13 protein-coding genes are annotated in these 14,550 nt (G+C 59.3%); 6 read left to right on the forward strand and 7 right to left on the reverse strand.

Annotation, left to right across the window (positions count from 1 at the left end):
* Nucleotides 1–164: 164 nt before the first annotated feature.
* Nucleotides 165–2,057 (forward strand): penicillin-binding protein 2, encoded by a 1,893-nt coding sequence (gene mrdA, locus M0808_RS25040; RefSeq protein ID WP_027611428.1) that lies wholly within the window; start codon nt 165–167, stop codon nt 2,055–2,057.
* Nucleotides 2,058–2,125: 68 nt separating this feature from the next.
* Here the strand turns inward: mrdA and M0808_RS25045 are convergent, their stop codons facing one another.
* The 5 genes from M0808_RS25045 to M0808_RS25065 all read right to left on the reverse strand — a co-directional run bounded on the left by M0808_RS25045 (nt 2,126) and on the right by M0808_RS25065 (nt 5,300).
* Complete coding sequence (locus tag M0808_RS25045; RefSeq protein ID WP_247842741.1) at nt 2,126–2,797, reverse strand: hypothetical protein; 672 nt, start codon at nt 2,795–2,797, stop codon at nt 2,126–2,128.
* Between the two features lie 79 nt (nt 2,798–2,876).
* Entirely contained in the window at nt 2,877–3,083 is a 207-nt protein-coding gene (locus M0808_RS25050; RefSeq protein WP_003226632.1) for a helix-turn-helix transcriptional regulator, read from the reverse strand.
* 9 nt (nt 3,084–3,092) lie between these two features.
* On the reverse strand, nt 3,093–3,698 hold the full coding sequence (locus M0808_RS25055) for a DUF2975 domain-containing protein (RefSeq protein WP_247842743.1): 606 nt from the start codon (nt 3,696–3,698) through the stop codon (nt 3,093–3,095).
* A 220-nt stretch (nt 3,699–3,918) separates the two neighbouring features.
* Complete coding sequence (locus M0808_RS25060) at nt 3,919–4,323, reverse strand: lysozyme inhibitor LprI family protein (protein ID WP_139055648.1); 405 nt, start codon at nt 4,321–4,323, stop codon at nt 3,919–3,921.
* A 56-nt stretch (nt 4,324–4,379) separates the two neighbouring features.
* Nucleotides 4,380–5,300 carry an ADP-ribosylglycohydrolase family protein gene (locus M0808_RS25065; protein WP_183781267.1) on the reverse strand — a complete coding sequence of 307 codons (921 nt, stop codon included), beginning with the start codon at nt 5,298–5,300 and terminating at the stop codon, nt 4,380–4,382.
* Nucleotides 5,301–5,497: 197 nt separating this feature from the next.
* On the opposite strand from M0808_RS25065, the gene M0808_RS25070 reads away from it, so the two are divergent.
* A complete protein-coding gene (locus M0808_RS25070; protein ID WP_247842745.1) occupies nt 5,498–5,986 on the forward strand; it encodes an SRPBCC family protein in 489 nt (162 codons plus the stop codon).
* The gene (locus M0808_RS25075; protein ID WP_247842880.1) at nt 5,979–6,794 is read left to right on the forward strand and encodes an aminoglycoside phosphotransferase family protein; all 816 of its coding nucleotides are present in this window, start codon (nt 5,979–5,981) and stop codon (nt 6,792–6,794) included. Before M0808_RS25070 ends, M0808_RS25075 begins: the two co-directional genes overlap by 8 nt.
* A 360-nt stretch (nt 6,795–7,154) precedes the next feature.
* Here the strand turns inward: M0808_RS25075 and acnA are convergent, their stop codons facing one another.
* Nucleotides 7,155–9,896, reverse strand: a complete 2,742-nt coding sequence (gene acnA, locus M0808_RS25080) for an aconitate hydratase AcnA (RefSeq protein WP_247842750.1) — start codon at nt 9,894–9,896, stop codon at nt 7,155–7,157.
* A gap of 218 nt (nt 9,897–10,114) precedes the next feature.
* On the opposite strand from acnA, the gene rlmM reads away from it, so the two are divergent.
* A complete protein-coding gene (rlmM, locus tag M0808_RS25085) occupies nt 10,115–11,188 on the forward strand; it encodes a 23S rRNA (cytidine(2498)-2'-O)-methyltransferase RlmM (RefSeq protein ID WP_247842752.1) in 1,074 nt (357 codons plus the stop codon).
* Between the two features lie 178 nt (nt 11,189–11,366).
* Nucleotides 11,367–11,618, forward strand: a complete 252-nt coding sequence (gene tusA / locus M0808_RS25090; RefSeq protein ID WP_003226616.1) for a sulfurtransferase TusA — start codon at nt 11,367–11,369, stop codon at nt 11,616–11,618.
* 137 nt (nt 11,619–11,755) lie between these two features.
* Here tusA and M0808_RS25095 read toward each other — a convergent pair whose 3' ends face one another.
* The gene (locus M0808_RS25095; RefSeq protein WP_103369120.1) at nt 11,756–13,165 is read right to left on the reverse strand and encodes an MATE family efflux transporter; all 1,410 of its coding nucleotides are present in this window, start codon (nt 13,163–13,165) and stop codon (nt 11,756–11,758) included.
* A 171-nt stretch (nt 13,166–13,336) separates the two neighbouring features.
* Here M0808_RS25095 and pdxB point away from each other — a divergent pair, with 171 nt between their 5' ends.
* Entirely contained in the window at nt 13,337–14,479 is a 1,143-nt protein-coding gene (pdxB, locus tag M0808_RS25100; RefSeq protein ID WP_247842753.1) for a 4-phosphoerythronate dehydrogenase PdxB, read from the forward strand.
* Nucleotides 14,480–14,550: the final 71 nt, after the last annotated feature.

Consider the following 14,550-nt stretch of genomic DNA (forward strand, 5'->3'; position numbering starts at 1 on the left):
GCTTCTCTCGTCAGAGAGAGTTCCAACCGTCGCCGGGACTGCCATTAGGGAAAATCCTTCTGAAGTGACCACTCGGTTTTTGGTATGGTGCAGCTCGTTTTTTAACGGACTGATGTCATGCCCACGGATCGGCACTCAATTTATGTCAAAGAGTTGCTGTAGAAATGCCTGAACCCATCCCGATCAAGGATCACGAAAAAGAGACGCGTCTGGTCAACAAGCGGTTGATCGCCTGCGCTCTGTTCGTCTTTGCCATCAGTTGCGCTCTGGTGGTGCGTCTGTACATCCTGCAAGTGGTTGAATACGACTACCACTCGACCATCTCTGAAAACAACCGCGTGCACGTCTTGCCGATTCCGCCGACAAGAGGCCTGATCTACGATCGCAATGGTGTGCTGCTCGCTGATAACCGTCCCAGTTACAACCTGATCATTACCCGCGAACGCGCCACTGATGTTAATCAGGAGCTGGACGAGGTAATCAATCTGCTGCATTTACCCGCCGAAGATCGTACGATTTTCGATAAGGCCATGAAGCAGTCCCGTCACCCATTCACCCCGGTGACACTGTTCTACGAGCTGACGGAGGAACAAATCGCCGTGTTGGCGGTTAACGAGTTCCGTCTGCCGGGCCTTGATGTCGAGCCGCAGTTCGTTCGGCATTACCCGTTGGGGGCGCACTTCGCGCATTCGATCGGCTACGTTGGCCGGATCAACGAAAAAGAATCCAAGACCCTCGATTCGGTAGAGTACCGCGGCACGCAGTCCATCGGAAAAACCGGTATCGAACGCTTCTACGAAGCGCAACTGCACGGTCACGTTGGCTATGAAGAAGTTGAGACCAACGCCCAGGGCCGAGTATTGCGGGTGCTCAAGCACACCGATCCGGTCCCTGGCAAAAACATCGTTCTAAGTCTCGACGTCAAACTGCAAGAGGCTGCGGAAGCCGCACTGGGCGACCGTCGTGGCTCGGTGGTGGCTCTCGACCCGTCCACCGGTGAAGTGCTGGCCATGGTCAGCAATCCGAGTTTTGACCCGAACCTGTTCGTCACTGGCATCAGCTCCAAGGAATACTCGGCGCTACGCGATTCCATCGACCGCCCGCTGTTCAACCGTGTGTTGCGCGGTCTCTATGCGCCGGGCTCGACCATCAAGCCGGAAGTGGCAATCGCCGGCCTCGATGCCGGTGTCGTGACGCCGCAGACCCGCGTCTTTGACCCAGGCTACTACCAACTCCCGGATTTCGATCACAAGTACCGCAACTGGAACCACAGTGGCGATGGCTGGGTGGACATGGACGCGGCAATCATGCGCTCCAACGACACCTACTTCTACGATCTGGCACACAAGCTCGGCATCGATCGTCTGCACGACTATATGGCGATGTTCGGCCTCGGCGAAAAAGTCTCGCTGGACATGTTCGAAGAGTCACCCGGTTTGATGCCATCTCAGGCCTGGAAACGTGCCACACGTCGTCAGGCGTGGTTCCCGGGGGAAACGGTGATCCTGGGTATCGGCCAGGGTTACATGCAGGTTACGCCGCTACAACTGGCTCAGGCTACCGCACTGATTGCCAACAAGGGCGTATGGAATCGTCCGCACTTGGCGAAGACGGTCGATGGGGTGGCGCCGGTCGACGAGCATCCGATGCCGAATATCCTGCTTAAAAACCCGCGTGACTGGGATCAGGTCAACCACGGGATGCAGATGGTGATGCACGATGCCCGGGGTATCGCGCGCGCAGCAGCGGCAGGTGCGCAGTATCGCATTGCCGGTAAGAGTGGTACCGCGCAAGTGGTAGCGATCAAGCAAGGCGAGCGCTACAACCGGGAGAAAACCCTCGAACGTCATCGCGACAACGCCTTGTTCGTTGGTTTCGCTCCGGCGGAGCACCCGAAGATCGCCATCTCGGTGATGATCGAAAACGGTGAGGCCGGTGGTCGAGTGGCCGGCCCTGTGGTGCGGCAGATCATGGACGCCTGGTTGCTGGACCAGGACGGCCACCTCAAGCCGCAATACGCGGCGCCGGCCAAGCCGCCGGGAGATCCCCACGTCTAACCCGAGTCAGCTTCACAGCACCGCCTCACGCTGGCTGAGCTGTGAAGCTCTCACGTTTGGGCAACTGACTACTTGCAGCTGTAACCCTCCGGCATCGTGACGCTGTAGTTGCGTTGCATGCGATCCTGGAAGTTCAAATTCTGCAGGCCCTGCTCGACCAGAAACGCTTCGACCTTGGCGGCCTGACAGTCCTCGTTATAAGACGACGCCCGCAGCAGATACACCGTACGCTTACTCGCCTCATCCCGGGCGGTGACAGTGAAGGTACTGAGGGTGGTGTAGCCGATACGCTCTGACGTTCCCACCGGGCCATAGGTCGTATTGGGCTTACTGGTACAGGTCAGTCGGTCATCTTTCTTCTTGGCGTTCTTGCACACGGTCGTAGTGCTGGTTGGAACTTGCCCATAGTCGGTGGCGGTATAGCGATAAGACACTTGCCGGCTGCCGATATCGAGAGTGACGGTCATTTTGATCGGCGCGTGATTCCTGGGCAGGCTGGCGTCGGTATAAACCTCCTGAAAGCCCCTGTCTTTCAGTGCGTTGACCATGTCGCGAAGATAGTAGCGGGCATTCAGTGCGTTCTCATCGGCGCTGTTGGTCGAGGTCACCAACACGGTTGCCTTTCGATCGAACTGATAGTCCGGATCAGGTATTGCGTTGAGTGCTACGTCTATTTGCGTGGCGCAGCCGCCAAGCAACGCGGTCAGCATTAATAGGACGCAGAACAAATAACGGGACATGACAAAGACGCCTTGCAACTAAGGATTGAATAAAAGTTAAACGGATGAGGGGGCGATAAATAAACCGCCACCAGCGGGCTTAGTCTTTCTGGTATTCCAGCAGATCGCCCGGCTGGCAATCGAGCGCGGCGCAGAGCTTGTCCAGAGTTGCCATCTTCACGCCTTTGACTTTGCCGTTTTTGAGCAATGACAGATTCGCCTCGGTGATCCCGAGCAGGGCGGCTAACTCTTTTGAACGAATTTTTTGCGTGGCCATGACTACGTCAAGGCGGACAATAATGGTCATTATATTGTTCTATATGTATTGGCTTTGCTCATCGCTGAGTACTTTTGCGTCACGCATGATAATTGAAAAAATACAGAGTAATACGCCTTTGATTATTTCGTAGGCAGAAGCGGAGGACATGCCGATCGAGAACTGGAAAATCCGATCCCCCGGCGGCAGATCTATCGACAACGCCAGACCTTGCAAGGTCTCTATTATCGGGTAGGTTGCCGGAGAAACGATGCAGAGCACGCCTACTCGCCAGAGGACCCTGATGTTGCGGTCTGTCCAGGTTTCGCCGCGCGACAAGCGCAGAAAGAACAAACCGGTCAGCCATAACGCGTAAGCCGACAGGACCACGGGCAGGAAATCCAGAAAAACGATCAGTGCTGTGACCGTTGATGACAGCCAGGTGTCGGGATCAAGCAATGCCCCTTCGACAAACGGGTCAAGCAATTGCGGCGAGCCCTCAGCAAAGGCATAGAGCAGGCCCGCCAGCATTTCATCCTTTTTGAAGAACCAGATCGTTGCGTTGCCGCCGACCTCCGTTACCCCCAGAACCCAGACGAGAATTGCTGCCAGCAGCCCGATCCAATGCATGCGCTGCAGCGCCAATCCGTTGATGTGAGTACTCATGAAAATTCCTGGTTGCTACAATTTGGTAGCGAATTCTCGATGATAAATTATCTAATAACAATAATTAATTTTGATTTTGTTGCTTGAGCATCTTCTTCTGATCCGGCTCCGCATGGTCGCTCGCAATAGTGCGGGTAGTCGATAGGCTGGCCAACGCGCCGACAGGTGCTCCAAGTGTGGAATCAACAACCCTGTCGGCGAGACTGAAACCCCTGCAACATCAGGCCCCTGGCACCGGGCAACTCATGTCACCTTCCTGACACTTCAAATACTGCTTCAGCGCCTCGACCCGCACCTTGGTCACCTCGGTCAGGCAATTGCTGTAAATCAATGGATAAACACTCCCGCCGTCCACACCGGACGCGGAAAACTTGCATTCGGCATCACGAAAGCCGATCCACGCCCGCTGCGCGCTCACCAGAAGCTTTTTGCTGTCGGCGTTGTCCTTCAAACGATTAGTGATCTGCTGATACACCGCGTTCAGCTCCTTGTCCGCTGCCTTGAATTCCTGCCCGGCGCACTGGTTCATGGTGGCCTGATCGCTGGCGTTGGCGCAGTCGACGGCGGCGTGGGCGAGAGGCGTGAACAGGACGGGTGTCAGGGCCAGGAGCAGGCGTGGGAGCATGGTTAATCTCACTGTGTCGGATGAAAGTGCAGAGCAGTTTAGCGGCTATGGTGTTTCTATTCAGGAACGCGCAGTCGGGAGGCTTCGAGCAGGCGATCCGCTGTGGCTGCAATCTCCTCGCCGTCATGAAGTATTTCCAGCCAGTGAGCAGGAATCGCCCGAACGCCATAATAGGCCCCGGCCAATTGACCGACGATCGCGGCAGTGGTGTCAGCATCATCGCCGAGGTTGGCGGCTTGCAGAATCGCCGCTGTAAAACTGTCGGTGTGATGAAAACACCACAGCGCGGCTTCCAACGACTCAACGCTGTAGCCGCTGCCACGGATATCATTGACTGATTTGGCCAGATAATCTCCTCGAGCAATCGCGGCAACTTTAGGCTCAGTGAAAGCTGAGCGCGGCAGCCTGCACAGTTCGTTTTTGCAGGTACCGAACAGCGCGTTGGCGATCAGTTCGGCAAACAATTGACAGCATTCGATGGCTTCAGGGGCCGCGTGGGTTGTCCGCGAACTGTCGCTGGCGAACTGGCGGATCTGCTGGACGTCAGGGAAGAAAAACAGCACCACCGGCGCCAAACGCATGAGCGAGCCGTTGCCGGCGGTAAACGGGTCGGTTGACCCGGCAAAGGGCTGACCGGTTTGCTGATACTGCGACAGTGCCTGACTGACGGTCATGCCAATATCGAAACAATCCCCCGTCGAGCTCAGATACCCCCATCGCCACCAGTTCAGATAGCGTCCCATCTGGTCCGCCGCATCGAATGTGTTTTTGCTCAGAAGACTCTCCGCCAGGCACAGCGCCATCGAGGTGTCATCCGTCCATTGTCCGGGCTTCAAGTGAAAGGGGCCACCGCCGACCATGTCCGTCAGCGGCTGGAATGAGCCTCGTGGCTTGAACTCCACCGTGGTGCCGACGGCGTCGCCGCAAGCGAGACCGAGCAGAGCGCCGCGATAACGTTCGGATAGAGATGGCTGCATGCTTCGTCCTTGTTTGTTTCCATTTCGCTGGAAAAGGTAACAGGTTCAGCGAGAGGGTTGCGTCAGTCATTCACTCATTCAACGATCGGAAATGCCGCCGAATGTTTCCTTTGGACTGAACAGGTGCAGCCCTTTGATACAACTTCAGGTTGGACATGTGGTCATACAAGCCTACTGTTCAAAACAGGAGGTGACTTATGAAGCCGGTACCCAATAGTTTCGAACGCAAAATCATGCTCAAGGCGCCGCGTTCTTATGTCTGGCGCGCATTGGTCGATGCCGAGGCTTTTGGCCAGTGGTTTGGTGTGGCGCTGGAGGGCAGGCGGTTCATTGCCGGGGAATGGACGCAAGGGCAGGTCACGTATCCTGGTTATGAACACGTGTTGTGGAACGTGCTCGTCGAGCGGGTCGAGCCACAGCAGTTGTTTTCGTTTCGCTGGCACCCGTACGCGGTCAATCCACAGATCGACTATTCACAGGAGCCGACGACCCTGGTCAAGTTCGAGCTGCAGGATTACGAGGGCGGCACTTTGCTCAAAGTGTCCGAGTCCGGCTTCGCGCACATTCCCGACGTGCGGCAGAAGGAGGCGTATTACATGGACAGCCGTGGCTGGGAGGAACAGCTGAGTCGACTTGAACAGTTTCTCGCCGAAAGCGCCAAGACCCGCGAGCGTGATGGTGACTGACTGCGCAATCTTCGAACCCTGGTTGCAACGCTGGGCGCTGGTACCGGACGGTGAGCCGGTCATCACCCCCGGCAGCCGTCTGTTGCCGGTGCGTTTTGGCGACACGCCGGCCATGCTCAAGGTTGCGCTGGATACCGACGAGCAATTCGGCAATCGACTGATGACTTGGTGGGACGGTGAGGGCGCAGCGCGGGTGCTGGCCCATCACGAGGAAGGTTTGTTGCTGGAACGGGCTATGGGCCGGCGTTCGTTGATGCACATGGCGCTCAACGGTGAAGACGACGAAGCCACGCAGATCATGTGCACGACACTATCGCGCTTGCATGCGCCGCGCCCGACGCCGCCACCGCCGCTGGTGGAGCTGGCACCGTGGTTCGCCTCGCTGCGCGTGGCCGCGGCCGAACATGGCGGGACCTATGCCCTGAGCCTGCAAACGGCTGAAGCCTTGCTCGCAGATCCGCAGGACGTGGTGGTGCTGCACGGTGACATGCACCACGACAATGTTCTCGATTTCGCTGCACACGGCTGGCTGGCGATTGATCCCAAACGGGTCCGTGGCGAGCGTGGTTATGACTACGCGAACCTGATCTGCAATCCGGATCTGCCGACGGCTGGCGAGCCGCAGCGTTTGCGCCGTCAGCTCGAAGTGATTGTCGAGGCTTCCGGGCTTGATTGCCGACGCTTGCTGCAGTGGGTGCTGGCGTTTGCCGGGTTGTCGGCCGCCTGGTTCCTGGAGGACGATGCGCAGCAACAGGCTGCCGAACAGCTGCAGATCGCGCAAATCGCCGCTTGCCTGCTGGATGACTGAGAGGGCTAAGGGTTTTCGGAAGGGCTTCTATAGCGAATGTCTTACACGCGGTGGTAGCTTTTGCGACTATTGCCGATTGGATCCACGGCGTAATCTACACCCATCAACTGAGACACAGGGAGTGTTTCAGGATCACGGATGATCGACCATAGCAAGGATCGCTGCCGACAGGGAGTCGATAATGGTCTTGGGAAAAACCCGCTTCGGCGGGTTTTTTTTCGCCTGTACAAAAGCGCTGAAGGCTTGTGTCGAGCACCTGTAGCGAGAGGATTTATCCCCGATGGGTAGCGAAGCGACCCCAAAAAAGGGCCTGCTGCGCAGTCCATCGGGGATGAATCCCTCACCACAGGAATCAAGCAATCAAGAGGCGATCAGCTGCCGCAACACGTAGTGCAGAATCCCGCCGGACTTGAAGTACTCCACCTCATTCAACGTATCAATGCGGCACAGCACCTCGATTTTCTCCTGGCGCCCGTCTTCACGGGTGATCACCAGAGTCAGGTTCATGCGCGGGGTCAGCTCGACACCGGTCAGGCCCTGAATATCCAGGGTTTCCTTGCCGGTGAGGTTCAGGCTCTTGCGGTTCTGATCGAGCTTGAACTGCAGCGGCAACACGCCCATGCCCACCAGGTTGGAACGGTGGATACGCTCGAAGCTTTCAGCGATCACCGCTTTGACGCCCAGCAGGTTGGTGCCTTTGGCCGCCCAGTCACGGCTGGAGCCGGTACCGTATTCCTGACCGGCGATCACCACCAGCGGCGTGCCCGAGGCCTGATACAGCATGGCGGCATCATAAATCGGCATTTTTTCGCCGCTCGGGATGTAGATGGTGTTGCCACCTTCTTCGCCGCCGAGCATCTCGTTACGAATGCGGATGTTGGCGAATGTGCCGCGCATCATCACTTCGTGGTTGCCACGCCGTGAGCCATAGGAGTTGAAGTCCCGCGGCTCCACGCCTTTTTCGCGCAGATAGCGCCCGGCCGGACTGTCAGCTTTGATGTTGCCGGCAGGGGAGATGTGGTCAGTGGTTACCGAATCGCCCAACAGCGCCAGAACCCGCGCGCCCTTGACGTCGGTGATCACCGGCAAAGGTCCGGAAATGTCGTCGAAGAACGGTGGATGCTGGATGTAGGTCGAATCGTCCTGCCACACATAGGTGGCGGCCTGCGGCACCTGGATCGCTTGCCATTGCTCGTCGCCGGCAAACACTTCGGCGTATTCCTTGTGGAACATCGCGGTGTTCACCTGATTCACCGCGTCGGCGATTTCCTTGCTGCTCGGCCAGATGTCGCGCAGGTACACCGGATTGCCCTGCTGGTCGTTACCCAGCGGTTCAGTGCTGATGTCGGTGCGCACGCTGCCGGCCAAGGCGTAGGCGACCACCAGCGGTGGCGAGGCCAGCCAGTTGGTTTTCACCAGCGGATGCACCCGGCCTTCGAAGTTGCGGTTGCCGGAGAGCACCGACGCCACGGTGAGGTCGGCTTTCTGAATGGCTTTCTCGATCGGTTCCGGCAGTGGCCCGGAGTTGCCGATGCACGTGGTGCAGCCATAACCGACCAGCGAAAAGCCCAGTTGATCGAGGTATTGCGTCAGCCCCGCCGCCTTGTAGTAGTCGGTGACCACTTTCGACCCGGGTGCCAGCGAACTCTTGACCCATGGCTTGCGGGTCAGGCCTTTTTCCACGGCTTTTTTCGCCAGCAGACCGGCCGCCATCATCACGCTCGGGTTTGAGGTGTTGGTGCAGGAGGTGATCGCGGCAATCACCACCGCGCCGTTTTTCAGGCGATAGGTGTGGCCTTCGTATTCGTACTCGGTTTCGCCGACCAGATCGGCGTTACCCACGGCCACGCCACCGCCGCCCTCGCTTTCCAGACGGCCTTCTTCTTTGCTGGTGGGCTTGAATTGCAGGTCCATGAAGTCACTGAAGGCCTGCGCGACGTTCGGCAGCGAGACCCGATCCTGCGGACGCTTTGGCCCGGCCAGGCTGGCTTCGACGCTGCCCATGTCCAGCGCCAGGCTGTCGGTAAACACCGGTTCCTGACCGGGCAGGCGCCACAGGCCCTGAGCCTTGGTGTAGGCCTCGACCAGTTTCACCACTTCGGTCGGGCGACCGGACAGGCGCAGGTATTCCAGAGTGACGTCATCGACCGGGAAGAAGCCGCAGGTGGCGCCGTATTCCGGGGCCATGTTGGCGATGGTCGCGCGGTCGGCCAGTGGCAGATCGGCGAGGCCGTCACCGTAGAATTCGACGAATTTGCCGACCACACCTTTCTTGCGCAGCATCTGCGTGACGGTCAGCACCAGGTCGGTGGCGGTGATGCCTTCCTTGAGCTTGCCGGTGAGTTTGAAACCGATCACTTCCGGAATCAGCATCGAAACTGGTTGGCCGAGCATCGCGGCTTCTGCCTCGATCCCGCCAACGCCCCAACCGAGCACACCGAGGCCGTTGATCATGGTGGTGTGGGAGTCGGTGCCGACCAGGGTGTCGGGGAAGGCGTAGGTGCGGCCGTCCTCATCCTTGGTCCATACCGTGCGCCCGAGGTATTCGAGGTTGACCTGGTGGCAGATCCCGGTGCCCGGCGGCACCACGCTGAAGTTGTCGAACGCGCTCTGGCCCCAGCGCAGGAACGCATAGCGTTCGCCGTTACGCTGCATTTCGATATCGACGTTCTGTTCAAAAGCGCTGGCGGTGGCGAATTTGTCGACCATCACCGAGTGGTCGATCACCAGATCCACCGGCGACAGCGGGTTGATTCGCTGCGGATCACCACCGGCCTTGGCCATGGCGGCGCGCATCGCGGCGAGGTCGACCACGGCGGGTACCCCGGTAAAGTCTTGCATCAATACTCGGGCAGGGCGGTACTGGATTTCCCGGTCGGAGCGGCGCTCCTTGAGCCAGGCGGCAATAGCCTTGAGGTCGGCGCCGGTGACAGTTTTTTCATCTTCCCAGCGCAGCAGGTTTTCCAGCAGGACTTTCAGCGACATTGGCAACTGGTCGATATTGCCCAGGCTTTTCGCGGCATCCGGCAGGCTGAAATAGTGGTAGGTTTTTTCGTCTACTTTCAGAACTTTGAGGGTCTTCAGACTATCGAGGGACGGCATTACGATCACTCCTTTGAGTCCGCACGGCTACGGACGGAGGGGACGGGCAGAGCTATCAACGTAGCCCTGTTTTCAGTAGCTGGCTAATAACTGGACTCTATGGGCAAGTCCAAGGTTCCGAACTCGGCTATCATGCGCCGGTTTTCGTGACAGGCTTTGCTTCACCGCAAGGCTTGAGCAGCAGGGGCCGAATGTCCGCCCTCTGCCCAGGAGTAAGAATGAACACCCTATTCATGCATTGCCGGCCAGGCTTCGAAGGCGAAGTCTGTTCGGAGATTTCCGACCTCGCCGCCCAACTCAACGTCGCCGGTTACGCCAAGGCCAAACCGGCCACCGCGTACGCCGAGTTTGTCTGCACCGAAGCCGACGGTGCCGAACGGCTGATGCGCGGTCAGCATTTCGCCGAACTGATTTTCCCGCGGCAATGGGCGCGGGGCGTTTTCATCAATCTGCCGGAAACCGACCGTATCAGCGTGATCCTCGAGCACATGGCGGACTTCCCGGTCTGCGGCAGCCTGTGGCTGGAAGTGGTCGACACCAACGACGGTAAAGAGCTGTCGAACTTCTGCAAGAAATTCGAAGGCCCGCTGCGCAAGGCGCTGACCGGTGCCGGCAAACTGGTGGACGACGCGAACAAACCGCGCCTGCTGCTGACCTTCAAAAGTGGTCGCGAAGTGTTTCTCGGCATGGCCGACGCCGGCAACTCGGCGATGTGGCCGATGGGCATTCCGCGCCTGAAGTTTCCGCGCGAGGCACCCAGCCGTTCGACTTTGAAACTGGAGGAGGCCTGGCACCACTTCATCCCGCGTGATCAGTGGGACGAGCGCCTGCACAGCGACATGACCGGCGTCGATCTCGGCGCAGCACCGGGCGGCTGGACCTGGCAATTGGTTAACCGCGGCATGCTGGTGACCGCCATCGACAACGGCCCGATGGCCGAGAGCCTGATGGACACCGGACTGGTGCAACACTTGATGGCCGACGGCTTCACCTTCAAGCCTAAGCAGCCGGTGGACTGGATGGTCTGCGACATCGTCGAGAAGCCGGCGCGTAACGCGGCGATGCTTGAAGAGTGGATCGGCGAGGGCCATTGCCGCGAAGCGGTAGTCAATCTCAAGCTGCCGATGAAGCAGCGTTATGCCGAAGTGAAGCGCTTGCTCGAACGCATCGCCGATGGCTTCAAGGCGCGCGGGATCAAGGTGGATATTGGCTGCAAGCAGCTGTATCACGACCGCGAGGAAGTGACCTGCCACCTGCGTCGGCATGACATCAAGAAAGCCAAATCCCGCTAAGTCACCACTAAACCCTGTGGGAATGATCTCTGTGGTGAGGGGATTTATCCCCGATGGGATGTAGCGCATCCCCTGTCTCTGGGGCCGCTTCGCGACCCATCGGGGATAAATCCCCTCGCTACAGATGACTGAGCACCCGGCAATGCGCGACAATGCCGGCCAGTTTCAGGAGTGAATCATGAGTGAAATGATCGATACCCCGGTCGACGGCACCCTCGACGCCACCGGTCTCAATTGCCCGGAGCCGGTGATGATGCTGCATCAGCACATCCGCGACCTGGTGCCTGGCGGTCTACTGAAGGTGATCGCCACCGATCCCTCGACCCGTCGCGACATTCCCAAGTTCTGCGTGTTTCTCGACCACGAACTGGTAGGGCAGCACGAAGAGGCTGGTACTTATCTGTACTGGATCCGCAAGAAACAAGCCTGACCCTCAGGCAAACGCAAAACCCAATGTGGGAGCGGGCTTGCTCGCGAAAGCGGTGTGTCAGTCACTGTAAATGTCGACTGAAACACCGTTTTCGCGAGCAAGCCCGCTCCCACATTTTTTTATCCTGCGTAAGGGCTTCAGCCGGCGCTGCGACTCATACGGATCCGCTTGCGCGCACTGCGGGTCAGGCGGATCGACAGCATGAACGCCGCGCAGCTCAGACCAACGATCAAACCCTGCCACAAGCCGCTCGGGCCACGCGGCTCGCCGAGCCAGTCGGTCAGGCCGAGGGCGTAACCCACCGGCAGGCCGATGCCCCAGTAGGCGAACAGGGTCAGGATCATCGTCACCCGGGTGTCCTGATAACCGCGCAGAGCGCCGGCAGCCGTCACTTGGATCGCATCGGAAAACTGAAACAGCGCCGAGTACACAATCAGCATCGCCGCGATGTGGATCACCGTCGGATCAGCCGTATAGATCGACGCAATCGGCTCGCGCAGCAACAGCATCATGCTCGCCGAAATACAGGCGTAAGCCAGTGCAGTGCCCATGCCGACACCGGCGGCAAAGCGTGCTTCACGCGGCTCTTCACGACCCAGTGCCTGGCCGACGCGTACGGTCACCGCCATGCCCAGCGAATACGGAATCATGAACACCAGCGAGCTGACGTTCAGCGCGATCTGATGCCCGGCCACCACGGTGGCGCCGAGGCTGCCAATCAGCAGGGCGATCACCGCGAAGATGCTCGACTCGGCAAAAACGGCGATGCCAATTGGCAGACCGATTGCCAGCAGACGCTTGATCACCGCCCATTGTGGCCAGTCGAAGCGGCTGAAGATCTCGCTCGAACGATAGGCCGGCGCCCAGCGCTCGTAACCGGCCAGCCCCAGCGCCATGACCCACATCACGATGGCCGTGGCCCAGCCGCAACCCACGCCGCCCATGGCCGGCACGCCGAAGTGGCCATAGATGAAGATGTAGTTCAGCGGAATGTTCAGCGCCAGACCGCACAGGCCCAGCACCATCGCCGGACGGGTGCGACCGATGCCGTCACTGGTGCAGCGCAGCACATGATAGAACGCCACCGCCGGCAGGCCGCTGGCAATGCCGTGCAGGTATTGCATGCACGGGCCGATCAGCTCGGGATCGACCTTCATCAGGTGCAGCACCGGTTCGGCGGCGACCAGCATCGCTGTCGCGATCAGGCCGACTACCAGCGCCAGCCACAGCGCCTGACGCACGATCGGGCCGATTTCGCTGTGGGTGCCGGCGCCAAAACGCTGGGCGACTTTCGGCGTGGTGGCCAGCAGGGTGCCGGTCATCAGCAGAAACACCGGGACCCAGATCGAGTTGCCCAGCGCTACCGCCGCCAGATCTTTAGGCCCAACGCGGCCGGCCATCACCGCATCGACGAAGCCCATGGCGGTGGTCGCCAGCTGCGCGATGATGATCGGCAAGGCCAGGGCGAGCAGGTTCCTGAACTCCAGGCGAATTCGCGCGGGGCGGGTGAGTGAGGCAGCGAGAGGTTGATCAGTAACAGAATTCACAGGCAAAGCGTCCACAGGTGTTGATGCGCAAGGCGCCGCATTCTACGCCGCTGACGTGACAGTCAGGAAAAATCCTCTGTTGCGGATTTGTAATCATCGATGCCATCCACTGTGGCGCTGGCCCAACGGTGGATCTGCACCTAAACTGCCGATCCCCTCAAGGAGCCCGCCATGCTGATTGTTGCCGACGAAAATATTCCGCTGCTCGATGCCTTTTTTGCCGGTTTCGGCGAGATCCGCCGGGTGCCGGGCCGTTCCATCGATCGTGCAACGGTCGAGCAGGCCGATGTGTTGCTGGTGCGCTCGGTGACCAACGTCAACCGCGCGTTGCTCGAAGGCAGCAAAGTGCGTTTCGTCGGCACATGCACCATCGGTACCGATCATCTGGATCTCGATTATTTCAACGAGGCCGGCATCAGCTGGTCCAGCGCGCCTGGTTGCAATGCGCGGGGCGTGGTCGATTACGTGCTGGGCAGCCTGATGACTTTGGCGGAAATTGAAGGCGTAGGTCTGCCACAACGTACTTACGGCGTCATCGGTGCCGGTGAAGTCGGCGGCCGGTTGATCAAGGTCCTCAAGGGCCTGGGCTGGAATGTCAAAGTTTGCGATCCGCCGCGTCAGGCAGCCGAGGGTGGCGATTACGTCAGCCTCGAGCAAATCATCGAGCAGTGCGACGTGATCAGCCTGCACACGCCGCTTACCCGTACCGGCGAAGGCGCGACCTGGCATTTGTTTGACGAACAGCGTTTGCAACAGCTCCAACCCGGCACCTGGCTGATCAACGCCGCCCGTGGACCGGTGGTGGATAACGCTGCGTTGCGCAAAGTGCTGCTGAAGCGCGAAGACCTGCAAGCGGTGCTCGACGTCTGGGAAGCCGAGCCTGAAGTCGATGTCGCCCTCGCCGAACTCTGCGTGCTCGCCACGCCGCACATTGCCGGTTACAGCCTCGATGGCAAACAGCGCGGGACGGCGCAGATTTATCAGGCCTATTGCGCATTTATCGGTCAACTGCCGAGCATCCAGCTCAGTGACCTGTTGCCGGCACCGTGGCTGTCAGAAGTGACCCTGCACGCCGACAGCGATCCGGCCTGGGCGCTGGCGATGCTGTGCCGCGGGGTGTACGACCCGCGCCGCGATGACGCGGATTTTCGCCGGAGCCTTGTAGGCAATGTCGGTGAACAGCGTGCGGCCTTCGATGTGTTGCGCAAGCAGTATCCGGTGCGGCGCGAGATCGAGGGGCTGAAGGTGCGGATCGACGGTGATTCGCCGCAGTTGCAACAGATTGTGGCGGCGCTGGGGGCGGTGGCTGTCTGAAAATCCCTGCGCAGAACAAAACGGCAGGCAGAAAAAACCCGGCCAAACAGGGGCCGGGTCAGGAAGACGGT

This window comes from Pseudomonas sp. MWU12-3103b (assembly GCF_023100615.1).
Lineage (GTDB): Bacteria > Pseudomonadota > Gammaproteobacteria > Pseudomonadales > Pseudomonadaceae > Aquipseudomonas > Aquipseudomonas putida_A.

Excerpts from the sequence above, each read along its gene's own strand:
- mrdA (WP_027611428.1), top strand. The coding sequence starts at position 165 with ATGCCTGAACCCATCCCGATCAAGGATCACGAAAAAGAGACGCGTCTG.
- M0808_RS25045 (WP_247842741.1), bottom strand. The coding sequence starts at position 2,797 with ATGTCCCGTTATTTGTTCTGCGTCCTATTAATGCTGACCGCGTTGCTT.
- M0808_RS25050 (WP_003226632.1), bottom strand. The coding sequence starts at position 3,083 with ATGACCATTATTGTCCGCCTTGACGTAGTCATGGCCACGCAAAAAATT.
- M0808_RS25055 (WP_247842743.1), bottom strand. The coding sequence starts at position 3,698 with ATGAGTACTCACATCAACGGATTGGCGCTGCAGCGCATGCATTGGATC.
- M0808_RS25060 (WP_139055648.1), bottom strand. The coding sequence starts at position 4,323 with ATGCTCCCACGCCTGCTCCTGGCCCTGACACCCGTCCTGTTCACGCCT.
- M0808_RS25065 (WP_183781267.1), bottom strand. The coding sequence starts at position 5,300 with ATGCAGCCATCTCTATCCGAACGTTATCGCGGCGCTCTGCTCGGTCTC.
- M0808_RS25070 (WP_247842745.1), top strand. The coding sequence starts at position 5,498 with ATGAAGCCGGTACCCAATAGTTTCGAACGCAAAATCATGCTCAAGGCG.
- acnA (WP_247842750.1), bottom strand. The coding sequence starts at position 9,896 with ATGCCGTCCCTCGATAGTCTGAAGACCCTCAAAGTTCTGAAAGTAGAC.
- rlmM (WP_247842752.1), top strand. The coding sequence starts at position 10,115 with ATGAACACCCTATTCATGCATTGCCGGCCAGGCTTCGAAGGCGAAGTC.
- tusA (WP_003226616.1), top strand. The coding sequence starts at position 11,367 with ATGAGTGAAATGATCGATACCCCGGTCGACGGCACCCTCGACGCCACC.
- pdxB (WP_247842753.1), top strand. The coding sequence starts at position 13,337 with ATGCTGATTGTTGCCGACGAAAATATTCCGCTGCTCGATGCCTTTTTT.